The sequence below is a fragment of the Nocardia sp. NPDC102475 genome, assembly GCF_055584605.1.
This window is the reverse complement of sequence record NZ_JBVJLS010000015.1, coordinates 84145-106927: the sequence shown is the minus strand read 5'-3', so window position 1 is coordinate 106927 and position 22783 is coordinate 84145. Positions and strand designations below refer to the sequence as shown.

The 22783-nt window shown below is 65.3% G+C and carries 23 protein-coding genes; 11 read left to right on the top strand and 12 right to left on the bottom strand.

The features are described 5' to 3' along the window. Positions 1-2: 2 nt before the first annotated feature. The 3 genes from ACZ60G_RS26170 to ACZ60G_RS26160 form a co-directional block, all read right to left on the bottom strand. Positions 3-1748 (bottom strand): putative bifunctional diguanylate cyclase/phosphodiesterase, encoded by a 1746-nt coding sequence (locus ACZ60G_RS26170; RefSeq protein ID WP_465813154.1) that lies wholly within the window; start codon positions 1746-1748, stop codon positions 3-5. A 436-nt stretch (positions 1749-2184) separates the two neighbouring features. After that, on the bottom strand, positions 2185-2943 hold the full coding sequence (locus ACZ60G_RS26165; RefSeq protein WP_465813152.1) for an alpha/beta hydrolase family protein: 759 nt from the start codon (positions 2941-2943) through the stop codon (positions 2185-2187). A 3-nt stretch (positions 2944-2946) separates the two neighbouring features. Continuing rightward, positions 2947-3228 carry a YggT family protein gene (locus tag ACZ60G_RS26160; protein WP_465813150.1) on the bottom strand — a complete coding sequence of 94 codons (282 nt, stop codon included), beginning with the start codon at positions 3226-3228 and terminating at the stop codon, positions 2947-2949. A 110-nt stretch (positions 3229-3338) separates the two neighbouring features. Here ACZ60G_RS26160 and ACZ60G_RS26155 point away from each other — a divergent pair, with 110 nt between their 5' ends. Next, positions 3339-4130, top strand: a complete 792-nt coding sequence (locus tag ACZ60G_RS26155; RefSeq protein WP_465813148.1) for a transporter substrate-binding domain-containing protein — start codon at positions 3339-3341, stop codon at positions 4128-4130. A 6-nt stretch (positions 4131-4136) separates the two neighbouring features. Further along, on the top strand, positions 4137-4844 hold the full coding sequence (locus tag ACZ60G_RS26150) for a 2'-5' RNA ligase family protein (RefSeq protein ID WP_465813146.1): 708 nt from the start codon (positions 4137-4139) through the stop codon (positions 4842-4844). Here ACZ60G_RS26150 and ACZ60G_RS26145 read toward each other — a convergent pair. Then, positions 4841-6082: a hypothetical protein gene (locus tag ACZ60G_RS26145; RefSeq protein WP_465813144.1), complete on the bottom strand. Its 1242-nt coding sequence runs from the start codon at positions 6080-6082 to the stop codon at positions 4841-4843. The genes ACZ60G_RS26150 and ACZ60G_RS26145 overlap by 4 nt on opposite strands. Positions 6083-6526: 444 nt before the next feature. Here ACZ60G_RS26145 and ACZ60G_RS26140 point away from each other — a divergent pair, with 444 nt between their 5' ends. Further along, on the top strand, positions 6527-6763 hold the full coding sequence (locus ACZ60G_RS26140; RefSeq protein WP_465813142.1) for a hypothetical protein: 237 nt from the start codon (positions 6527-6529) through the stop codon (positions 6761-6763). Positions 6764-6938: 175 nt separating this feature from the next. Here ACZ60G_RS26140 and ACZ60G_RS26135 read toward each other — a convergent pair whose 3' ends face one another. Then, positions 6939-7373 (bottom strand): GlcG/HbpS family heme-binding protein, encoded by a 435-nt coding sequence (locus tag ACZ60G_RS26135; protein ID WP_465813140.1) that lies wholly within the window; start codon positions 7371-7373, stop codon positions 6939-6941. Between the two features lie 183 nt (positions 7374-7556). Between ACZ60G_RS26135 and ACZ60G_RS26130 the strand changes: the two genes are divergently transcribed. The 4 genes from ACZ60G_RS26130 (at position 7557) to ACZ60G_RS26115 (ending at position 11337) form a co-directional block, all read left to right on the top strand. Then, complete coding sequence (locus ACZ60G_RS26130; protein ID WP_465813138.1) at positions 7557-9284, top strand: DUF3556 domain-containing protein; 1728 nt, start codon at positions 7557-7559, stop codon at positions 9282-9284. 264 nt (positions 9285-9548) lie between these two features. Next, complete coding sequence (locus ACZ60G_RS26125; protein WP_465813137.1) at positions 9549-9863, top strand: hypothetical protein; 315 nt, start codon at positions 9549-9551, stop codon at positions 9861-9863. Positions 9864-9973: 110 nt separating this feature from the next. After that, entirely contained in the window at positions 9974-10765 is a 792-nt protein-coding gene (locus ACZ60G_RS26120; RefSeq protein ID WP_465813135.1) for an alpha/beta fold hydrolase, read from the top strand. A gap of 143 nt (positions 10766-10908) precedes the next feature. Further along, on the top strand, positions 10909-11337 hold the full coding sequence (locus ACZ60G_RS26115; RefSeq protein ID WP_465813133.1) for a DUF6636 domain-containing protein: 429 nt from the start codon (positions 10909-10911) through the stop codon (positions 11335-11337). A 40-nt stretch (positions 11338-11377) separates the two neighbouring features. Here the strand turns inward: ACZ60G_RS26115 and ACZ60G_RS26110 are convergent, their stop codons facing one another. After that, entirely contained in the window at positions 11378-12265 is an 888-nt protein-coding gene (locus ACZ60G_RS26110) for an oxidoreductase (protein ID WP_465813131.1), read from the bottom strand. A gap of 76 nt (positions 12266-12341) precedes the next feature. On the opposite strand from ACZ60G_RS26110, the gene ACZ60G_RS26105 reads away from it, so the two are divergent. Then, positions 12342-12911, top strand: a complete 570-nt coding sequence (locus tag ACZ60G_RS26105) for a TetR/AcrR family transcriptional regulator (protein WP_465813130.1) — start codon at positions 12342-12344, stop codon at positions 12909-12911. A 37-nt stretch (positions 12912-12948) separates the two neighbouring features. Then, on the top strand, positions 12949-13503 hold the full coding sequence (locus tag ACZ60G_RS26100) for a hypothetical protein (protein ID WP_465813129.1): 555 nt from the start codon (positions 12949-12951) through the stop codon (positions 13501-13503). 113 nt (positions 13504-13616) lie between these two features. Here ACZ60G_RS26100 and msrA read toward each other — a convergent pair whose 3' ends face one another. From msrA to ACZ60G_RS26080, 4 genes are all read right to left on the bottom strand, one after another. Continuing rightward, positions 13617-14129 carry a peptide-methionine (S)-S-oxide reductase MsrA gene (msrA, locus tag ACZ60G_RS26095; protein ID WP_465813127.1) on the bottom strand — a complete coding sequence of 171 codons (513 nt, stop codon included), beginning with the start codon at positions 14127-14129 and terminating at the stop codon, positions 13617-13619. Continuing rightward, positions 14126-14581: a peptide-methionine (R)-S-oxide reductase MsrB gene (msrB, locus tag ACZ60G_RS26090; RefSeq protein ID WP_465813125.1), complete on the bottom strand. Its 456-nt coding sequence runs from the start codon at positions 14579-14581 to the stop codon at positions 14126-14128. Before msrB ends, msrA begins: the two co-directional genes overlap by 4 nt. 83 nt (positions 14582-14664) lie before the next feature. Beyond that, positions 14665-15531: an alpha/beta fold hydrolase gene (locus ACZ60G_RS26085; RefSeq protein WP_465813123.1), complete on the bottom strand. Its 867-nt coding sequence runs from the start codon at positions 15529-15531 to the stop codon at positions 14665-14667. Between the two features lie 30 nt (positions 15532-15561). Next, entirely contained in the window at positions 15562-17127 is a 1566-nt protein-coding gene (locus tag ACZ60G_RS26080; RefSeq protein WP_465813121.1) for a phosphatase PAP2 family protein, read from the bottom strand. A 117-nt stretch (positions 17128-17244) separates the two neighbouring features. Here ACZ60G_RS26080 and ACZ60G_RS26075 point away from each other — a divergent pair, with 117 nt between their 5' ends. Continuing rightward, entirely contained in the window at positions 17245-19269 is a 2025-nt protein-coding gene (locus ACZ60G_RS26075) for a M3 family metallopeptidase (RefSeq protein WP_465813119.1), read from the top strand. A gap of 50 nt (positions 19270-19319) precedes the next feature. On the opposite strand, the gene ACZ60G_RS26070 is transcribed toward ACZ60G_RS26075, so the two are convergent. Beyond that, complete coding sequence (locus tag ACZ60G_RS26070) at positions 19320-20783, bottom strand: AIM24 family protein (RefSeq protein WP_465813117.1); 1464 nt, start codon at positions 20781-20783, stop codon at positions 19320-19322. Positions 20784-20831: 48 nt separating this feature from the next. Beyond that, a complete protein-coding gene (locus tag ACZ60G_RS26065) occupies positions 20832-21158 on the bottom strand; it encodes a hypothetical protein (protein ID WP_465813115.1) in 327 nt (108 codons plus the stop codon). Between the two features lie 137 nt (positions 21159-21295). Between ACZ60G_RS26065 and ACZ60G_RS26060 the strand changes: the two genes are divergently transcribed. Continuing rightward, positions 21296-22780 carry an alpha/beta fold hydrolase gene (locus ACZ60G_RS26060; protein WP_465813114.1) on the top strand — a complete coding sequence of 495 codons (1485 nt, stop codon included), beginning with the start codon at positions 21296-21298 and terminating at the stop codon, positions 22778-22780. Positions 22781-22783: the final 3 nt, after the last annotated feature.

The window sequence follows — 22783 nt, the reverse complement described above, 5'->3', positions numbered from 1 at the left end:
CATCAGCTGATCAGTAGTTCGGTGATCTGCTCGACGGGCATGGGGCGGTGGAAAAGCCAGCCCTGCGCGCTGTCGCAGCCGAGCGATTCCAGCCGATCGGCCTGATATTGCGTTTCGACGCATTCGGCGGTCAGGGTGAAGCCGAGGGCATGGGTGAGTTCGATAATGGATTCGAGCACCAGCAGATCGGTGGCACCGGGGGATTCCGGGGTGCGGATGCAGCGGATGAACGGTCCCGCGAGTTTGACGACATCGAGCGGCAACTGGCCCAGGTAGGCGAGATTGGAGTATCCGGTGCCGAAATCGTCGATGGCGATGTGGACCCCCGCCTCGGACAACGTGCGCAATGCCTGGAGCGGGCGACCGGTGGTGTGCATGAACGCCCGCTCGGTCAGTTCGAGTTGTAGCCGGTCCGGTGGGATGCCGGTCTCGGCGATGACGTCCTGAACCCGCTCCAGCCAGGTGGGGTCGGCGACCTCGGCGGCGGAAACATTGACGCTCACGATCGGCGTCCGGCCCGGAAACCGGTCGTGCCAGTCCCGGCTGTCGCGACACGCCCGTTCGAGCACCTGCGCGCCCAATGCGCCGATATGGCCGTTGTCCTCGGCGAGATCCACGAATTGCGCCGGGGCGAGTACGCCGAGGTGCGGATGCCGCCAGCGCACCAGCGCCTCCACCGCGACGATCCGCTGGTCGGTGAGAGCGACGATTGGCTGGTAGTCCAGGAACAGTTCGTCACGGAGCAGTGCGGCGGGCATGGCCGCCGAGAGTTCGGCGCGGGTGTGTTCGCGGCGGCCGCGATCGGCGTCGAAGACCGCGTAGCGGCCGCGACCCGCGGCCTTGGCCCAGTACATGGTGGTGTCGGCGGCCTGCAGGAGTTCATCGGCGGTGGTGTGTTCGGTGCGTTCCTCCATGACGCCGATGCTCGCGGTGACGGTGAGGTGGTGGCCGTCGATGTCGAAGGGTTTGGTGAATGCGTCGAGCACTTGTTTCGCGACCGCGGCCACGGTTTCCCGGGATTGCGGTAGCAGGACGACGAATTCGTCGCCGCCCATGCGCGCCACCAATTGACCGGGTTGGGCGCAGGCGCGCAGGCGGGTGGCGGCCTGGATGAGCAGTTGGTCGCCGAATGCGTGTCCGAAGGTGTCGTTGACGAGCTTGAAATGGTCGAGGTCGATATAGCAGAGGCCGAAGTCGGCGCTCGGATCGGCGAACGCGGCGGCGAGCGTGTCGATGAATTTCGTCCGATTCGGCAGGCCGGTCAGATGATCGTGGTTGGCGCGGTATCGCAGCCGCGCCTCACTCGCGCGCAACTGTTCGGCGACGGCGTTTCGGGCGGCGATTTCCGCGGCGCGGACACTCTCCTGCTCGGCCAGCAGCCATGCCCGGAATGCACGGATATACCCATTTGTGAAGGCGGCCAGTAATTCGGGCAGCCGATCCGTCGCGATGGTGCCCGCTTCGGTGAAATGCGCGCTGAGCGCCGCGATGCTGCACCCGAGCACCTCGTCGCCGACGAAATGCGACCGCGCCAACTCCGCACCCAACTCGGCCACCCGATCGGCGGATTCGGTTGTCTGCGTTGCTGTTTCGAACTCCATAGCCAGCCGCGTCAGCAGCATGCGTGCCTCACCCGCACTCATCGGTACCACATGATCACGCGCCCCACCTGTCAGCGCGGCAGTCCAGCGTCCGGTCAGGTCGCCGCGCGAGCCTTCTCCTGAACCGGGCCCGGCTTCCCAACCCATGAGACCTGATCCTACAGCGCTCTCCGGACCGATGATGTTGGGAGACACCGCCGTTCCCGGGCGTCTTCGACGCCCACTTGTGCAGTGTTACCGCTGGTTTCGGTGTTACTCGTGCGACGCGGAGCATGCGCGATCGGGCAGTGAATTCAACTGCTGTGCTACGCCGGGCGCGATAGCCGTCAACCGCGTCGATTTCGACCGCAAGCCGCTGCTCGACGAGTTCTGACCCAGGTCGCGGGGGCAGATCCTGTACCTTCGGCGGCGCGCGTGGTGGGGGCGTCCGGTATACGATGGTGGCGATTTCGCCGGTGTGGGGGTCGATCGAAAATATGGGCGGTACCGCCCGAGGAATCCGGTGCTTACGTTGGTGTGGCCCGCAAGCTCTACTGCGCGACGCGTTCGCGCACTACCCAGGCACGCTTATCGGCGCACCGGGTCAGTGGAGGCACCGATGCAATGCCTGTACGACGAAAGGCCATGCGGTGGAATCGGGATCGATGAGTTCGAAATGTCCGATGCCGGGCAACTCGACGAGTTCGGCGCCGGATTTCGCGCAGTACTCGCGTGCCATTTCGATCGGCAGGCGTTCGTCCCGATCGCCGTGTACGACAACGATGGGGATGTCGGCGGTGCCGAGCACCGAGGGGTCGGTGGCGGCGTAGCGCTCGGGAAAGTCTTGCGGTCGGCCGCCGAGCAATTCGGCGACCGCGCCCTGGCCGTTGCCGCGGTGATAGGCATCGACCAGATTCGCTGCCGGTGCCAAGGCCACGACACCGGCCACCCGCGGCGCAACCGCAGTGCGCCAAGCGCTTTCGCTCGGCAGCCGATGCCGTAGTGCCGCCCACAACGCCAGATGCCCGCCTGCGGAATGTCCGATGTAGAGGACGCGGTTCTGATCGATGCGGCCCGGCCGTGCATCTTCGATCAATCCGGGCAGAACATCGAGTGCCCGCGCGACATCGTCGAAGGTTGTCGGCCAACCGCCGCTGTCACCGACCCGGCGATACTCGAGGTTCGCAACCGCATAGCCCAGTGCGGCCAGCGCCTGCGCTTCCGGCCGGGCATGCTCGCGGTCGAACTGCGCTCGCCAGAATCCGCCGTGCAGCACCACGACCAGCGGTGCCGGACCGTCCGCTGCGGGCAGGTACAGGTCGGCCACTTGGTCGCGGTGCGGGCCGTAGGCGATGGGTTCCATCGCCTACAGGCTGAAGAAGATCTGACGCAGGACAAGTGCGACGATGAAGACCACGGTGAACGCCAGATCGATGGAGAGTCCGCCCAGCCGGACCGGCTGCAGGTACCGGCGCACCGGGGCGATCACCGGTTCGGTCGCGGAATGGCTCAGGTCGCGGGCGCGGTTCACCCACTGGGGGTGCCTGCCGTCGGCGAGCACACTTACCCAATCGAGTACCAGCCGGGCGAGTAGCAGCAGGATGAATACCGTCAGGGCTAACCCGAGCAAGGTGCCGATAAGGGTCATGTCGCACTCCTTCGTGGGTGGCCAGTATGAGTATCAACGGTCGGCACCGGTTGGGAAGTGTCCCATTCGTCGGGTTCTCAGCCGACTATCAGGTCGGTTAGCCTGTCCCGATGCGCCGACCGCTCCGATATCTGCCGCTGGCCGTCCTGTCGACCCTGAGCTGGCTACTGGCCACGGGGCCCGTCGCGACCGCTCAGGAGGCATCGCACCTGATCACCGTGCAGCAGTCCGGTGTGCTGCGCGTCTGCACCACCGGCGACTACCCGCCCTACACCCTGCGCGAAGACGACGGCACCTACCGCGGCGTCGACATCACCCTCGCCACCGACCTCGCCGCCACTTTGCATGTTGTCCCGCAATGGATTCCGACCACCTGGTCCACCCTGACCGACGACTTCCTTGCACGCTGCGATATCGCCGTCGGCGGCATCTCCGACACCCCCGCCCGCCGCGTCGTCGCTGATTTCTCCATCCCCACCTCCATCGACGGCAAGACCCCCGTCGTCCGCCGTACCGACGCCGCCGACTACGCCACCGTCGACCAGATCAACCGCCCCGAGGTCCGCGTAATCGTCAACCGCGGCGGCACCAACGAAGCCTTCGCCCGCACCAATTTCCCCGAAGCCCAACTCACCATCTGGCCCGATAACCTCACCACCTACGACCAGCTCGAACAACACAACGCCGACGTCTTCGTCACCGACTCGGTCGAGGGCCGCTACCGCCAACGCACCCACCCCACCCTCCAGGTCCTACACCCCGACACCCCCTTCGACTCCGCCCCCAAGGCATACCTCCTGCCCAAGGGTGACACCCTCTTCAACACCGTCGTCAACACCTGGCTCGAATCCGAAATCCGAACGGGTAGAAGCAATCAGCTGCTTGCCGACTGGATCGGCTGACAGGCCGTGACCGGCACGTCGAAACTCCCGTTTCCCCCGTTGCGTCCGACGTCGACGTCAGAGCCGGGCGTCATCCGAAGCAACGACTGGTCGGCGTTCCGTCAGCTGACCGAACTCCATGACCACTGGACGTTGAAAGGGTGGGTACCTGGCCGATCCGGCTTCTACTGGTACCTGACGTTCAGCGATCCGACACTGGCCGATCTGGCCTCGAAGTGCCAGGCTCAACTCGGAACCGACACCCTCGACCACGTGCCGCTGGACAGCTTGCACGTCACCGTGCTGAGCATCGGCAACACCGATCAGGTATCCGATACCGAGCTCACGCGATTGACCGAACTCGCTCGTCAGCGGCTTGCCGGGGTCAACTCATTCGACCTGAGCGTCGGGCCTCTCGCCGGATCTCGCAGTGCCATCAGGTTTTCGGTTGCACCATGGGATCCTTTGCTCGAGCTCCACCGGTCACTCAGGGAATGCACCGCCGCTTTTCGTCCGAGCAGCCAATTGACTGAAACATCAGAATTCCGACCACATCTCGGAATCGCCTACATCAACGAACAACAGGCGGCCAACGGTCTCGTCGACGCCGTCGAACAGTTGCGGGACCTCGCACCGGTGACGGTTCGGGTCGATGATGTGCACCTTGTGGAACTGCGACGCGATGGCAGACAGTACGTCTGGCGCGACCACGCGATCATCCCGTTCGCCCGCTAGCTACCCTCCGGCGCGGCGAAGTATCGCGCAGACGAAGACCAAGCGTGCAGAGCTCCCAAGTAGTCCCTCGACGCCGAAGTCGATAGCGCCCCGATTACGTCGCCCAATTCGTGAGCACGTTGCCATACCGACCGAATCGGCCGGTCATTCGATGCAGCCAGAGCCTCCATCCCCAGCTGCGCAGCCTGCTCGGCATCTACAGACTGTCGCTGAATGAGCGCGGTCGCAAGATCCAGACGGACCAGTGACCGACTCCAGACCGAGTCGGATTCGTCGACGCGATCTTCGACATATTGACCGAACTGCAACGCCTGCTCGTAGTCACCAGCGGACAGATAGGCAGTCGCCGCGTTGGCCATGAGTCGAGCCTCGCCGTATGGGGCAAACGTCAGGGCTGGTGTCAGCCCCAGCCCGGTTTTGTGCCGGGTCGCTATCTCGGTCGCGCGGTCGATCGCCTCCGCGACTCCAGTCGCGTCGCCCAGCTTGCCGAGCGCACGGGCAAGACCATTCGAGTACAGACGAATTGATTGAGGACTCTGGCCCGACAGGCGGATCCCTTCGCGTGCAAGCACAACCGAGTCGATGAAGCGTCCTTCGTAATAGGCGCAGAAGCTCTCGGTGCCGAGCACCCAAGCTTGCAGATCGCTGTCCTCCGTACGTGTCGCGATGGCAGATGCTTCTCGGCAATACATCTTGGCGCGGCCGAACATCCCTCGGTTGACCGCCATATACCCGAGAACACCGGACAACCGTCCCGCAAGCCGGTAGAGGTGCGCGATCTGCGCCGGGTGGCGCCGCTGCTGCAGCAACTCCTCAACTCGTCGGCGCGCCGCGACCGCCTCCGGCGCGAGAACACGCGGGCCTTCGAGCTCGTAACGGTCGACCAGATCATCGACGGTGAGCGCCAAAACCGCAGCTATGTCGTCATCGGCGTGGAGGTCCCCGAGTCGCTGTATTCGCGCGGCAATCTCGAGGCCGGTGTCGAAGCCATCGGCGTCGACTGATCGAAGCGGGGTTGGGGGAGCCGTCGGCTTGCCGGGGATATCCGGCATGCTCGCCTCGAACCGCTCACGCTGGTGTCCATCTAGGCGCCCCAGGAGCGTATCCATCGCCGCCGCATACTCTCCGGCCAGAGTTATGGTCGCACCCCTGCTTTCCCATTTTCGTATGACCGCTTCGGTGCACCCGATTTTCTCGGCGAACTCCTTTTGCGTCATACGCAGGGCCGCCAGCCGCATGACTTTAACCTCGACCCCTGTCCATCTGGTCACGATCATCGCGATTCGCCCACCCGTAATCGTCGGTCCGTACTCGCAGCGTAGAGGTTCCGTAGCGGTCATGCGGCTTCAATCTCCCGGGAACCGGAGCGATGGTTTGTATGCATCCCGACACCGGGTGTCGCGGCCACACCACGACGGGCGGAACCATGACCAATTCGAAACTGCCGCAACGCTATCCGTTTGTCGGACCGCCGGCAAGCTACACCGGCGTCCCGGCCGATGTGATCGGACGGTTCGCATGTGCCTTCCGCGAATGGGCGGACCAGCCCTTCAGTCGTCCCGGTGCCGGGGTGTCGCGTCCCCCGGCATCGGGCGCACCAACTACGAGGGAGAATGATGCGTCGAGATAGGTTGCGTACCACGCGAACCCAGGACGGCCGCAAGACCGCAGTGTGGCAATTGGTGGAACGCGCTCCGCGCATCCTGCGCGCGCAATTCACCTTTGAATCGTTCACTGCATATCGCCTGCCCGCACAGACGCCACTTCCGGAAGCACAAGCCGGAACGATCGTGTTCGATCTGGTTACCGCTCGCGAGTTACTCCCCGTGCATGCCGACCTGTGGGACGCGCTTCGCGATGACTACTGGGCAGCACTGACCAACACGGAGGACCTGCCGAGGAGCGACAAGACTTCGTGAGCGCTTACCCACGCCCGAACGTTGTCCGGCAAAATCCAGGCCATCCGCATCCGACGACACACGGACGTAAGTGCGCAGCAGGGGGGATCTATTGCCCTGCAACGTAATTCAGGAAGGACTAATTGGACATCCGTTTGTCTCGGCTGACACCCGAGTGTGAGCAGCGGGCGCCCGGCTATTCAGCGGAACGGTTGTCCTGCCACCGCTGCACCGCTGTTTGCACAGCGGCTTCGTCTTCGAGAGCGTGGGCTCCGGATGCGCCTGCGGCGCCGAGGATCAAGTCACCGTCGGTGATCAGAACACCGCCTGCCCATGGGACGAAGTCGCCGCCGTAGAGGTGTTGGATGCTGTCTACGATCCCGCCGGGCAGTTCGATCTGGCCGGAGGGCCGCAGTGCAAGCAGTGCGGTGCGCGCCTTGGCGGCCGCGATTCGGCTGGTCATGGGCATACCGCCGTCGCCTCGCCGCAGCGCGATCAGCTCGCCTGCAAGGTCGACAACTGCTACCGCCAGCGGGGGGAACCCTCGTTCCGCACCAACCGCAAGCGCGGTTTGCACCAACCAATCCGCATCGGCCGACTTCAGTCCAGGAAAGCGCGGAGTACCAGACACGACACAAAACTAACGACGATAGCCTTGGCCGTCAAAGCAGCTACCCGCCAATCGTCCACGCCATCATCTCGTTCGTCGGGACTCGTTATTGACAGCAAATGGTCGAGCTGTCAACGTATCGGAGCACATCGGGGTCCGTGACTCGGCTTGGTGCTCCGGTGTCGGCGAATCGGAGCGTGCTTGATGGGGTTTCTCGAACCCGACCTGCCTGTGGTCGATATGGCGGAGTGGAGCAAGGGCACTCGCAGTGAGCGGATCCGGCCGATGGCGCGGCACTGGGCCGAGGTGGGATTCGGGACGCCTGTCGCGCTGCATTTGTTCTATGTCGGCAAGGTCTGTCTTTATATTCTCGGTGGCTGGCTGATCGCGTTGGCCACTAAGGGGATCGATGGATTCGCGAATGTCGATGGGTGGTGGTCAGAGCCGATCGTCTTCGAAAAGGTTGTGCTGTACACGCTGCTGTTCGAGGTGGTCGGGCTCGGGTGCGGGTTCGGTCCGTTGAACAACAGGTTCTTTCCGCCGATGGGGTCGATTCTGTATTGGTTGCGGCCCAAGACCATTCGGCTCCCGCCATGGCCGAGCGTCGTACCACTGACCGAGGGAAACAGTCGTTCGCCGGTGGATATCGGGCTGTACGCAGCGCTATTGGTGATGACCGTGGTCGCCTTGCTATCCGATGGAACCGGAGCGGTGCCGGAGCTGGATACGGCGGTCGGACTGCTTCCGGTGTGGCAGATCGCGGTGATCCTCGGCCTGCTGGCGCTGATCGGGTTGCGCGACAAGGTGATATTGCTGGCGGCTCGCGGGGAGGTCTATGCCACGCTTACTGTCACCTTCCTCTTCGCCGCCGATATGATCGTCGCCGCGAAGCTGGTCTTTGTCGTGATCTGGATGGGTGCGGCGACATCGAAGCTGAACAAGCACTTTCCGTTCGTGGTTTCCACGATGATGTCCAACAGTCCTGTGTTCCGGCGAAAGTCGCTCAAGCGCAAGTTCTTCGAGAACTTTCCCGACGACCTGCGGCCGGGTCGCTTGTCCCGCATCTTCGCTCACGGCGGTACGGCCGTCGAGATGTGTATTCCGCTGGTGCTGTTCTTCTCCCACGGTGGCTGGCTGACCGCGGTCGCCGCATTCGTGATGGTGTGTTTCCATCTGGCAATCCTGACCGCCATTCCGATGGGTGTCCCGCTGGAATGGAACGTGTTCATGATCTTCGGTGTGCTCGCATTATTCGTCGCGCACGCCGATCTCGGACTCGCCGATCTGCACCATCCGGTGCCGGTGGTGGTGCTGTTCCTGGTCATCACGGGCGTCGTGATCGCCGGAAACCTTTTCCCGCACCAGATTTCGTTCCTACCGGGCATGCGCTACTACGCCGGTAACTGGGACACCACGATGTGGTGCATCAAACCCTCCGCCGCCGAAAAGATCGGGCGCGGCATCGTCGCGATCGCCAGCATGCCACAGGCCCAACTGGAACGGTTCTACGGCAAAGACCGCGCCCAGATCCCGATGTACATGGGATATGCCTTCCGCGCCATGAACACCCACGGCCGCGCCCTGTTCACCCTCGTGCATCGAGCCATGCCATCCGGCCACGAAGACGAATACACCCTCACCGACGGCGAACGCATCTGCAGCACCGCCCTCGGCTGGAATTTCGGCGACGGCCACTTGCACAACGAACAACTCATCACCGCCATGCAAGAGCGCTGCCATTTCGAACCCGGCGAAGTCCGCGTAGTCATCCTGGACGCCCAGCCCATCCACAAACAAACCCAGTCCTATCGCCTGGTCGACGCCGCCACTGGCGAATTCGAGCGCGGCACAGTGAATGTCGCCGACATGGTGACCCGCCAACCCTGGGCCGACGACCTCCCCGTCCACGTCATCCACACCAACCGCGAATGATCGGATGGTCGCAGCGCCCGCGGACCGTCACTCGAGCTCGTTGAACGGGCGTACGCCCGTTACCCCCAGTTCGACGCGAGTGGCGGCGATGAACTCGTCCTGCGCGGTCCACCCAACACGCCCACGCGTCCCTCCCACGAACTAGGACAAGCATGAAACACGGAGTGCCCCAAGGGAAAGGACAATAGCTCGTCGCGGTCCTCGGGTGTCCGTATTCTGGGTTCATAGCGGCAGTAGGCCGGGGGAAGCAAGGAGGGCCACGAAATGCGCAGTCTGGAAATGCGATATCGCGATCTCGTCGAGGAAGTCGAGCGAGTCGACCATACGAAGGTCAGTGCCGATCAGCTCACCGAGCTGTATCGCCGTTTGGACCAGCTCGACTACGAACTACGCACTACGGTCGCGCATGGGTTGCGTCGCGAGCAGCTCACCCGGCTCAGCGAGGTGGCGGCGGACAAACTGAGCACCAGGGAGGCGCACGCCAAGGTTGCTCGTGACGTGGCGCAGGCGACTGAGGTGCGACAAGCTCAGGCCGCGCGGTCCGCAACCAGCACGCAGGCCAGGAGCTATCGTATGTAATCCACGATTCCGCACGGCCGTTCGGCGCATGCAGGCCCGTTGATGTAGACCTGTACCGAGGCGACATCGACGAGGAGACAGGCCATGAACGTCAATGCGGGACGCGTCCGATGAGCGGTGAGCCGCTGGTGCTGTTGCACGGTGTGGCGATGTCGGCGCGCGTGTGGGATCCGTTGATTCCGCAGTTGTCTGCCCGGTACCAGGTGCTTGCGCCGACCGCGCTGGGGCATCGGGGTGGGGCGGCGGTGGCGAGGCGGCCCGCGCGGATTGCCGACTTTGTCGACGAGGTCGAACGGCTGCTCGATGAAAAAGGTTGGGCGACAGCGCATCTGGTCGGGAACTCACTCGGCGGGTGGACTGCCATCGAGTTGGCGCGCCGGGGCCGTGCCCGCACGGTCTGTGCGCTTTCACCGGCCGGATTCTGGGATGCGGGCGGTACCGGGCATGCCGATTCCTCCGCGACCATCGCGCGCAACGTCACCTTCGCGCGCCTGACCCGGCCGCTCGCACCGCTGACTCTGCGGTCATCGCTGGTTCGGCGCTCGGCCTTGCGGGTCATCGCCGAACACGGCGATCGCCTCGAAGCATCGGCGGCCGCGGGCATCGTCGCCGATCTGCTCGGCTGCACGGTCACCGATGATCTGCTGAACACCCGAGATGCGATCGCGGATTTCGAGCGACTACCTTGCCCGATCACCGTGGCCTGGTCACAGGCCGACCGCATCTTTCCGGTGGCGGTCAATGGCACGATCGCCCAGCAGCGCCTGCCGGGTGTCACGTTCGAGGTTCTCCCCGGCGTCGGGCACGTTCCGATGATCGACGACCCCGAGTTGGTCTTGCGCACGATCCTGACCTGCACCGGCGCGTCCCCCGGTCAGACCGGGGCTTCCGGCACCAGCTGAGCTGGGCAAGTCCGCTGCCAGCGGAACTGGTGGCATGCGCCACCGATACGCTTTTCGGTCGATCCGCGAACTTCTGTGTGTGGTCCGGTGTCGATCGGCAGGCGTGGCCTGCCGCATCGGATCGTGAATTGGGGGTAGTTCGAATGATGAATCGGGTGGGTATCGCGGCATTGGCGGCGGTGTGCGGGTCGATGTTGGCCTTCGGGGTGGCGGGGGCGCAGCAGCCGGATCTGTCGAACGGGTTTCGGTCGCCGTCCGGAAATATGACCTGTGTGGTTGCCGATAAGGGCGCGGTCTGCGAGATCGGCGACCGTTCGTATGCGGCGCCGGCCAAGCCGAGCAACTGCTATCAGGCGTATGGCGACCGCATCGTGCTGTTCCAGGGGGATCCAGCACGGTTCACCTGCCACGGTGACACGATCCGGGACAGCAGTCTGCCGATCCTCGGCTACGGTCAGTCCTTCCGGTCCGGCGAAGTGTTCTGCGAGAGCCGGACGTCCAGTATGAAGTGCGCGAATACCCGCACCGGCCATTGGTTCTCGCTCGCGCGCGAGGACTATCAGCTGGGCTGATCGGGTGACGGGACTGGATCGCGGCACCCGGTCCCGTTCCTTATCCGAAGCCGACACCGGTCAATTCCTCGGACACTTCCCACAGCCGCCGCTGCCGCCGGACATCGCGCGACCGTGCGCTGGATTCGACCCGCACGGGATAGCCCTGAATCTCGAATAGCCCTGAGGGGCCGTAATATTCGCCGCCTTTGACGTCCGGGTCGGTGGCGGCGCGGAGGGTGGGCAGCGCACCCATGGCGGGAGTTCGGCCAAGCAGGCGGGCGATGGCGAGATTCGGCAACCGGAAGCCCGCGGGGGAGTAGCGGAAGATCTCGGTGTTCGAGCCACCGGGATGCGCGGCCACGGCTATCGCATGCGTATCGGTGAGGCGGCGGTCGAGTTCGTGGGTGAACAGCAGATTGGCGAGTTTTGATTTGGCATAGGCATTTCCGGTCGGCGCGGCCGGGTCGTCGGCGTCGATGCGGCCGAACCGATGACCGATGCTGCTGACCGTGACGATACGTCCGGCCGGTGCCGCTGCGATCCGGTCGAGCAGCAGTCCGGTCAACGCGAAGTGGCCGAGATGATTTATGCCCCATTGGATTTCGAAGCCATCCGCCGTGGTGCCGGTCAAGCCGGTCACTCCGGCATTATTGATCAAGAGGTCGATGCGGTCGTAGCGATCGCGGATCGTCGCGCCCGCGTCACGGACCGACTTCAGCGCACCCAAGTCGAGTTCGGTGACGTCGATAGTGGCCTCGGGTACCAATGTGCGGATCCGATCTGCCGCATCCTTGGCCTTGTCGGTGTTGCGGCAGGCCAGGACGACGACGGCACCGTGTTCGGCCAGCATCCGGGCCGTCTCGTAGCCGAGTCCGGTGTTGGCCCCGGTGACCACGGCGATGCGTCCGCTCTGGTCGGGAATTTCGGCGTCGGTCCATCTGCTCATCAGCGTTCCTCCTAACATGAACGATGCGTTCACCATTAAAGTGAACCAGTAGTTCATGTTCTGGGCAAGGAGAACGATGACCGAACGTCCCACCCGGCGCGCCGATGCGCTGCGCAATCGGGAAGCAATTCGCACGGCCGCCCGCGACCTCGTGATCGACCGTGGCCCCGGCATCGGCATGGACGAGATCGCCGCGGCGGCGGGCGTTGCGGTCGGGACGCTCTACCGGCACTTCCCGACCAAAAAGGACCTCATCGACGCCATCGTCGCCGACTTGGCGGCTGTGATCGGTCGATCGCTGGACGCGGCACTGGCCCGGGTCGCCGACGGCACCGGTTCGGCGATCTGCGAGATCGTCGCGTTGCTGCAGGCCGTCGTGATCGATATGCGCCAGGAACGACTGCTCAGGTTCGCGGTCACCGGACTGGCCGAGGATGCACTGCACGAAATCCAGCAGCGTGGCCGCGCCGCGGTGGAACAACTTGTCGCCGCCGCGCACCGCGACGGTTCGGTGTATCCGGATGTCACCGTCGACGATGTGATCCTGCTGCTGACCACCGCGCCCGACGACGCCGTAGCCCGAGCCGGACAACTCCGATGGCTGACCCTGGCGCGCCGCGCCCTCACACCCGCGGCCGAGCGGTGAAACTGTCGATAGTCAGAACGTGAGACAGGGAGGCGCCATGCACTGGGATCAGATGTCCGCAACGCCCGAGGACCTCCGCGAGCGGGTGACGCGGGGGCGACGAAGTGCCGGGCAACTTGGGGTGCTCGGATCAATCATCGATGTGGCGGAGGGGCCGTGGCTGGGTGCGATGGATACCGATGGCCGGGGTGCGGCGGAGTTGCGGATGCACCTCGCCGGGCGCTTCCGCCTCACCGCGGTGGTGACGAGTGCCGGAAAGTTCGACCTCGTGCAGCTGACGGGACCGAGCGCCGATCGGGTGCTGTCATCGAAGCCGTCGGTGCGGCACGGGTGGGATGCGGATCAGCGAATGCCCAAACAGCCGGAGTGGCTGGATTACGTTGTGGGCTGGGTGATGTACGCCAGCACGGAGATCGACCGTCGCGCGGTCGTCGAGTGGCGGCTGACCGGCGCCGACCGGAAATTGGCGGCGATGAACGACACGGTGGACAACCTGCGCGCCGGCCTCCGGGAACGCGAACAGCTGCGGGACGAGCTGGCCGCCGAAGTCGCGGAGTTGCGCAATGAACTCGAATCCCTCACCAGTACATAATCGTTCTGATGGCTGCCGGTCATTTCGCCGATCGTCCGCCGGGCACCCCCGTGCTGTCAAGGGGTGCCCGGCGCGTCGAATACCTTGTGCCGCAATCAATTGCGGCACACAACCTACTGTGCGGTCTGCCGCTTCGGCAGCTTCCAGCCCGGTCGCGGGAAGTGGCAGGTGTACCCGTCCGGGTAGCGCAGCAGGTAGTCCTGGTGCTCGGGCTCGGCGTCCCAGAACGCACTCGCCGCGGTCACCTCGGTGACCACCTTGCCCGGCCACAGGCCCGAGTCATCGACATCGACGATGGTTTCCAGCGCGACGCGCTTCTGCTCGTCGTCCAGATAGAAGATCGCCGAACGGTAGCTGGAGCCGATGTCGTTACCCTGGCGGTCCTTCGTCGTCGGATCGTGGATCTGGAAGAAGAACTCCAGCAGCGCCCGGTAGTCGGTCTGCGCCGGGTCGTAGGTGATCTCGACGGCCTCGGCATGGCCCGGGTGGTTGCGGTAGGTGGGGTGATCGTTTTGCCCGCCGGAGTAGCCGACGCGCGTCGAAATCACCCCCGGCTGCTTACGAATCAAGTCCTGCATGCCCCAGAAGCATCCGCCGGCCAGAATCGCCTTTCGCGTGTCGCTCACGCGTCCTCCTTAGTGAACAGAGTCTTGTACCGACCGTAGCCTTCCGCCTCGAGGTCATCGAGGTGGATGAACCGCAGGGCCGCTGAGTTGATGCAATACCGCAGGCCGCCCGCCGCGCGCGGACCGTCGGTGAACACATGCCCGAGATGGCTGTCACCGTGCGTCGAACGCACCTCGGTGCGGATCATCAGATGACTGAAATCCCGCTTCTCGATGACGTTCTCGCTGTCGATCGGCTGCGTGAAACTCGGCCATCCCGAACCGCTGTCGAACTTGTCGACCGAGGCGAACAACGGTTCACCGGAGACCACATCCACGTAGATACCCGGCTCGTGATTGTCCCAGTACTCGCCCGTGAACGCCCGCTCGGTCCCGTTCTGCTGGGTGACGTGGTACTGCTCGGGCGACAGCGCGTCCACCGCGGCGGGGTTCCGGTTGTATTCCTGTGCCACCTGACCTCCTCATATCGGCCCCACGTACAACCCGCGGTCCGATCCGGAAAGTCCCCGCCGAGCAGCGCGTCATACTTCCGTCATTATTGTCCGGCCAGGACCTCGCGCAGTGTGCGTGCGAAGGCTTCGGGCTGACCCGGATACCCGTAGTCGCCGCCGAGGAAGCCGCCGTGATGGCTCGGGAACACGGTTGCCTGCTGGCCGAGCAGCGCGGCGGTGGCCGCCGACGTGCGTGCGGTGAAGGTGCCCGCGGACTCCTCGCCGACGGCGATCACAACCCGGGTCGGTGCGGCCGAAAGCGCGGCGATATCGGGGAGGTAGCTGCTGATCGCCCAGGACCGGTCGGACAGCAGCGGATCGTCCCGGGAACCGTCGTCCTCGCTCGGCATTCCGAACATGGCGGGATCGGCGGCGGGCTGGGCGAAGTAGTTGCCGGTGTATTCACCCTGCCACGAGGTCATCGCGATGAAACTTGCCATGCCCGCCCCGAAGCCCTTGGCCTCGTATGCGTCGCGAACTCCAGCACGGGCGCGCTCCGCGGCGGCCGCGTCGGGCAGCACCGGGATGAGCGGCGGCTCATGGGCCACCACCGTGCTGACATCGTTCGGATAGGCCGCTACCAGCGCGAGCGCGGTGACCGCGCCGCCGCTGCTCCCGAACAACTCGACCGGGCCCGCGCCGAGCGCCTCGATCACGGCGTGCACGTCCTCGGCTTGGACCATTGGTGTGTTGTCGACCCGGCCGTCCTTGCGTGTGCTGCGGCCTAGCCCGCGCGGATCGTAGGTGACCACCGTGCGATCCGGAAAGTACGAGGCCAACGTGCTGAACCCACCGGCATCCATGGGCTGCCCGATCATGACCAGTGGCGGGCGTCCCCCGTCAGTGGGCAGCGGCCCGTGCACGTCGTACACGATGTCGGCTCCGGCGGTTTCCAGCGTGTGCGTCGTCATACCGGTATCGACGTCGCTCCCGTCGAAAATTCATCGGTTCGTGCGGAAGGCATCGCGGAGCCAGGGGGCCCGGCGGTGGTGCGGGCGGAACCGGTCGGCCCAGCGGGGGTTCGATTCGTCGCGGCGGTAGGCAGCGAGCTGGCCCGCCATCGCGAAGTGCAGGCGGGTGGCCTTGCCGATCACCTCGCCATCGGTGGCCAGCGCCTCCGGCCTGGGCAATTGCACATACAGTTCGGGTAGGCGGCGCTCGCCGTAGACCTTGCTGTGGCCGATCGCGGCCAGCAGCAGCGCCACCAATGCGCGGGTGCGTGACCAGCGCAGGTCGGCGCGCAGCCAGCGGACGTCGAGCAGTCCGGCGTCGAGCCGGTCGCGGAAGGCGGGTACGGCGCCGTGCGGATGGTAGGGGCCGTTGCCGATGAACAGGAACCACACTCGCTGCCAGCGATCGTCGAGATAGATCTCGATCGGTTCGGCCCGGCGCAGGGTGACCACCAGCGCGGCCGCGAAGGCGGGCCACTTGCCCCAGCGTGCTTGCCATTGCTCGCGCAGCCGCACCAGGTCCGGATAGGCGCCGATGCTGGCGGTATTGATCAAATGCCTAGTGTGTGAACCGGTTTCGTCACCGTATTCGACGCGCGCGATATCGACCGCGACCGCCTCGCCAGTACCGGTCGCATCGATAACTTCGCGCAAATCGTAGACGCCGAGATCACGCGCGAAATGGTTGAGCGTGCCGGTAGGGATGACGGCCAGCGGCAACTCGTGCCGCAGCGCCACCGCGGCCGCGGCCGCCACGGTGCCGTCGCCACCGGCGATGCCCAACGCCAGCACCGGCTCGGCGTTTTCGGCGAGCGCCCGCTCGAGTTGTTCGGCGGCATCCAGGTCGGGTTCGGTGCGCAGGACGGTGGCGGCGGGCAGGGCCGCGATGATATCGGCGGTGGGATCGTAGTTCGGATCGCCGGAAACCGGATTCACCAACACCAGAAGACCCTTGCCCGCCTCCAGCGCGGGCGCCTCACGGACCAGTCTGGCCTGTGCCTCGTCCGATTCACGCACCGGCCACCAGCGTCGGGTGGCTAATGCGATACCGGAACCTACGGCCGCCCCGACGAGCACATCGGAGCTCCAGTGCACGCCGGTGTGCACCCGCGAGTAGGCGACGGTGGCCGCAAGCGGGGCGACAACCAGTGCGGTGCGCGGACTTTCGAGTGCGACCGCCGTGGCGAATGCCGCCGCGCAGGCGCTGTGCCCGGAGGGGAAGGAGGAGGACTTCGGGGCCGGCGACAGCCGCCGGTATGCGGGCAAAAGTTCGGCGGCCGGTCGGCGCCGCGCAACGAGCGTCTTGAGTCCGAGGTTGACGGCCAGGCTCGCGCCCCCGACGGAGACGACTCCACGCAGCGCGGCCCGCCGCGGTGTGCCCTGGCGGGTGGCGAGCAATGCGGCGCAGACCAGCCACAGCGCGCTGAAATCGGCGCTCTTGGTGACCCGCAGCAGGCCGTTGTCGACCATGGAGGCCGGTAATTCGGCGACCGCGCTCCCGACCGCCCGATCGAATCGTCCGACTCTGTGGAACTTTCGGCGCACCCAGCTACTCACCCGCTCGACATTACCGATCGCGGCGGACGGCGTGGTGCCGCCGTCGTCAGCGCTGTGGATCTTGCTCGCCAGCGATTTCGCTGCCAGGGGAGCGTGATCGGAGCATAGGGTTCACCTATGACGAGCAACCCGTTCTTCGAGCCAAGTGCGCTGCCGTATGAGCTTCCTCCGTTCGCCGAGATCGGTACGGAGCACTATTTGCCCGCGTTCGAGCGAGGGATGGCCGAGCAATTGGCAGAGGTTGCCGCCATCACGTCGAGCGGGGAGGAGCCGAGTTTCGCGAATACCATTGCGGCGTTGGAGCGTTCGGGAGCGATGCTCACTCGGGTCGCGAAGGTGTTCTTCAATATCACGAGCTCCGATTCCAGCGAGACCACCGATGCGATCGAGGCCGAGGTATCGCCGAAGCTGGCGGCACATCGGGATGCGATCTATTTGGATCCCCAGCTCTTTGCGAGGGTCGAGGCGCTCTACGGCCGCCGGGAGGAATTGGGATCGGATCCCGAGCAAGCGCGGCTGCTGGAGCGATATCACATTCGGTTCGTGCGGGCGGGGGCCCGGCTGGACGCGGCCGGGCAGGCGCGGTTGCGTGAGTTGAATGCCGAACTCGCTGCGGCGGCAACGGAATTCGGGCAGAACATTTTGGCGGCGACCAATGGTGCGACGGTGGTCGTCGAGTCGGCGGCCGAACTGGCGGGGCTGGGGCACGCCGCCGTGGCAGCCGCCGCGGAGAACGCTCGCGAGTTGGGGCGCGACGGCGCATGGGCGCTTCGGCTGCAGAACGTTTCGAACCAGCCCGTGCTGGCGGAACTGGCCGACCGAGACGTGCGGCAGCGGGTGATGACGGCTTCGTTGGGGCGAGGGCTGGGTGACAACGGTGCGCTCGCCGTGCGTATCGCGGCACTGCGAGCCGAACGTGCCGCGCTGCTCGGCTATTCAGATCATGCGGCGTATGTGGTCGAGGATCAGACCGCGAAAACCCCTGCGGCGGTGGAGGAAATGCTCGGGCGTTTGGTTGCGCCCGCGGTGGCCAATGCGGAGCGTGAGGCAGCCGAGTTGGCCCAAGCCATGGGTGGGCAGCAGCTGCGCTCGTGGGATTGGCAGTTCTGGTCGGAAAAGGTTCGGGCCGAACGTTTTTCGCTGGATGCGGAGGCGTTGCGTCCCTATTTCGAACTCGAGCGGGTGCTGCGCGACGGCGTGTTCTTCGCCGCCGAGCAGGTGTACGGGATCACCTTGCAGGAGCGCGAGGATCTGGTCGGATATCAACCGGAAGTGCGGATCTTCGAAGTCTTCGATGCCGACGGCAATGCGCTCGGACTGTTCCTCGGTGACTTCTTCGCGCGACCGTCGAAGCGCGGCGGGGCGTGGATGAACGCATTGGTCAGCCAGTCACGGCTTTTGGGGAAGCGGCCGGTGGTGGTCAACAACCTCAATATCGTGAAGCCGTCCGTCGGCGAACCCGCCCTGCTCACCTGGGACAATGTGCGCACGCTCTTCCACGAGTTCGGGCACGCACTGCACGGACTGTTCTCGGATGTGATGTACCCCTTCTTCTCCGGCACCGAAGTACCGCGAGACTTCGTCGAATTCCCGTCCCAGGTGAACGAGATGTGGATGTCGCGACCGGAGGTACTCGCCAACTACGCAAGGCATTTCGAGACCGGTGAGCCGATGCCCACCGAACTGGTCGAGCGGATGGCCGAGGCCGCACGTTTCGGTACGGGCTTCAAAACCGTCGAATACCTCGGCGCGACACTGCTGGACTGGGCGTGGCATCGCGTGCCCGCACCCGAGGCGCTGGCCGACACCGATGCCGAGGCGTTCGAGGAGGAAGCGCTGCGCAAGGCGGGTCTGGCCATCGACGCGATTCCGCCGCGCTACCGGACCGGCTACTTCGCCCACATCTTCTCCGGCGGCTACGCGGCGGGCTACTACTCCTACATCTGGAGCGAGGTGCTGGACGCGGACACCGTCGAGTGGTTCGACGAGGGCGACGCCTCCATCCGGGAAAAGGGTGAGGCCTTCCGTCGCGAACTGCTCTCGCGCGGTGGCTCGGTCGACCCGCTCGAGGCCTTCGAATCCTTCCGCGGCCGCGCCCCCGAAATCGAACCGCTCCTGGTCCGGCGGGGTCTGCTGAACTGATCCACAGTGCTGGAACCGGCTGTGGCGCAGCCGGTTCCAGCACAGGACGGTTATCCGAACAAGCCGCCGAGCACGCCGCCGCTTTGTCCGGCCTCTTGACCACCACCGGTTCCGCCGATGAAACCGCCCGGCGGCAGTTCCGACGGCTGCACGATGACGAAGCCGCGCCCGGAGAACGACAGCGTCAGGCCCTCGCCGGTGCTGCGGCCGATGAGGCGGCCGAGGCCGAAGGAGTCGTTGCGCTTGATGCCGGTGGACAGGCTCGACGACCAGGCCACCGCGGCCTGTGGGTCGGCGTAGGTGGGCTGGTCGACATTGAGGACGACCGGCGAGCCGTGGGTGGTGATGGCGATGCGACCGCGCCCGGTGAACACGCAGTTGAAGAAGCCCGCGTTACTGGCGAAACCGGCAGCGCCCTGGACCCTTTGGATGTTGTAGGACAGCGAGGTATCGAAGGCGAGCACATTCGAGCCGTTGATCGTGAGCCCATCGGTGCCGTCGAGATCGACAGTGTGCACATCGGCGGCGGCATCGGCGAGGAACAGATCACCTCGACCGGACACCTGCATCAGTGGCACACCCTCACCGGTCAGCCGCTGCTGGATCGCACGGCCGATACCGCCCGAACCGAGCGCCTTGAAGTGCAGGTCGCCCTGGTAGGCGACCATCGAGCCGGCCCGCGCCATGGTCTCGCCATTGACGGCGACCTTGATCATCTTGCCGCCCTGCTTCTGGATGCCCATGCCGTTGACCTCGGCGTGGCTCGGATTGAACAGTTCGCTCTGCATCGGCAGCGCTCCTTGCTGGGGTGCAATCGGTGGGGGCGGCGGTACGGCGCCGGACGGGGGATAGGCGGGTGGAACGGGAGCCTGTGCCTGGTACTGCGGCTGGGCGGGGTACTGAGGCGCCGGAGCCTGCGGCTGGGCCGGGTGTTGCGGCGCGGCAGCAGCAGGCGGCACCGGAGGTTGCGGCTGGTACTGCTGTGGGGCGGATGCGGGCGTTGGTTCGGGTTCGGGTTCGTCGTCGATATTCACACCGAACGCCGTCGCGATTCCGGCCAGCCCGTTGTCATAGCCCTGCCCGACCGCGCGCACCTTCCACGCACCGCCACGCCGGTAGATCTCCACGCACACCACGGCGGTCTCGGTGCTCAGCCCGGTCATCGGGAAGGTCAGCGTTCCGGCATCGGATCCGATCGTCGCGGTCAGCGAACTCGCGCCCGCGAAGGTCGGCGGCCCGCTGCCGTCGAGGCTGGCGGTGACCACGACCTTGTCGACATCGGCGGGCAGTGCGGAGGTCTGTACATCGACCATATCGCCGGCACCGCGGCCGTGCCGATAGGTGACACCGGGGCCGGCCGGCTGATTGAAGAAGACGAAGTCGGCATCGGAGCGGACCCGCCCGTCGGCGCCCAGTAGCAGCGCCGACACATCGACCGGCGCTGCGCAGGTGACGGTCACGATCATCCGGTCGCCGGGCGCGGGGCGATTTTCCCCGCGTGCGAGTGCGGTCACGGCGGACCGCCCCGGTCGATATCTCCGAGTGGCATGCGATTCACGGGATCAAGTGTGTCGTGAGTCCCGTCCGATTGCCACCACCCGCGATAGATCCGGCCACGGCGGCCTGCGCAGCACCGCGAGCGTGGCGATGACCGCGGCCAGCAGACCGATCAATTCACCCATCAGCGCGATCCGGGTCGCATCGACCGCGGGCGTCCAGCTGACCTCGCCGTTATGGACCACGAACGCACCCACCGGACGAGCGGTGCGCAGCAGACCGCCGGTCCTGGTGACGGTGATGATCGTGGTGCCGTCGGAAGTTTCGTACGGCTGCCCGTAGGCCAGCGAATCCTCCACTGTCCGTAGTGAATTCAATTGATTTCGGAGCATTGATTCCTCCCCTCGATGCGGCACCGGCGGTGGCGCGGTCCCCTTGGAGTATCGGCGGCACCACCAAATGTGGCAAGGGTGCTCTGCGGCGAGGCGTGGTACGAAGTTGCGGGATTTGGCGGTGAGAGGCGAGTGGGTTGTCGGCGAGGCTTTTGCGGTGGTTGGTGTTGGTAGCGGCCGGGGCGGCGCTGATCACCGTGCCCGGGGCGCAGGTCGATCCGGCATACCGGTTCTATCACCAGCGGCTGCACTGGCATGCCTGCGGTATCGAGGATTTGGACAAGGCCGGGGCCGAATGTGCCGATGTGCTGGTGCCGCTCGATTATCTGCGGCCCTACGATCGCAAGCTGAAGATCGCGATATCCCGGGTCCGGGCCACCGATCCGGATCAGCGCCATGGCGTCCTGCTGGCCAATCCGGGTGGTCCCGGCGCATCGGGTCTGGACACCGTGGATCTGCTCGGTGACGTGCTCACCCCGCAGGTACGGGCCCGTTTCGATCTGATCGGTATGGACCCGCGTGGTGTCGGCGGCTCCGGGCGCACGCCGCGCTGCGGATGGCCGGTGGGCGAAATGATCCATTCGGCGGGTCTGGATTCGCAGGGCTTCGCGCGGGAAACCGCGCTGTCGGCGGCTATGGCCGAGGGTTGTCTGGCCGATGATCCGGTGAAGGTGCGCCAGCTCACCACCCGCAATACCGCTCGCGATATGGATGTCATCCGAGTCGCGCTGGGCGAGCCGAAGCTCAGCTATTACGGCGTTTCCTACGGCACCTACCTCGGTGCGGTATTCACCCAGATGTTCCCGGAACGCAGCGACCGGATGGTGTTCGACAGCGCCATCGATCCGGATCGGTATTGGACCGGCCTCGTCCAGGATTGGGGTCCGTCGGACGAGCGGGCGATCGACGAATGGTCGAATTGGGCTGCGGGACAGGATGATACGTATCACTTCGGTTCGACCCCGACCGAAGTGCGTGCATCGCTGACGGAGCTGCTCGCCGCAGCGGCACGGCAACCGATCGTGATCGACGACTTCCCGATCGACGATCACTGGCTGCCATTTCTATTGCACAACATGGTGACCGATTTCCGGCGTAATCAAGCACTGGCCGAAACATTGCGTGAGATCGCCGACGCTGCGGGCGGCCCACCCGCGATGGCGCGGGCGCCACGCCTGCAAATCGTCTTGCAGGCCTTGCGGTCCGAGGAGAACTCCGTCCTGGCCCAGATCGCCTGCGGTGATGCCGCAGCACCGACAGATCCGGCGTGGTACGCGAACAATATCGAAGCCAGCCGTGCGACGCAGCCGATATTCGGTCCGCTGGCCAACAATATCCAGCCGTGCGCATTCTGGCCCCGGCCTGTCGAACCCGCCACCACCGTGCGGAATTCGGTTTCCGCCCTCATCCTGCAGGCGACCGGTGACGCTCGAACCCCGTATACCCACGGTGCCCGACTACATCAGCACCTATCCGAATCCCGCATGGTCACACTGCAGGACGTCCGCATTCACATGACTTTCCGTCCCGACCTGAGCGCCTGCGTCAACAATGCGATCAATACCTACTACGCCGACGGCATCCTGCCCGCCGCCGACGTCACCTGCCACGCGGACCAGTAGGAG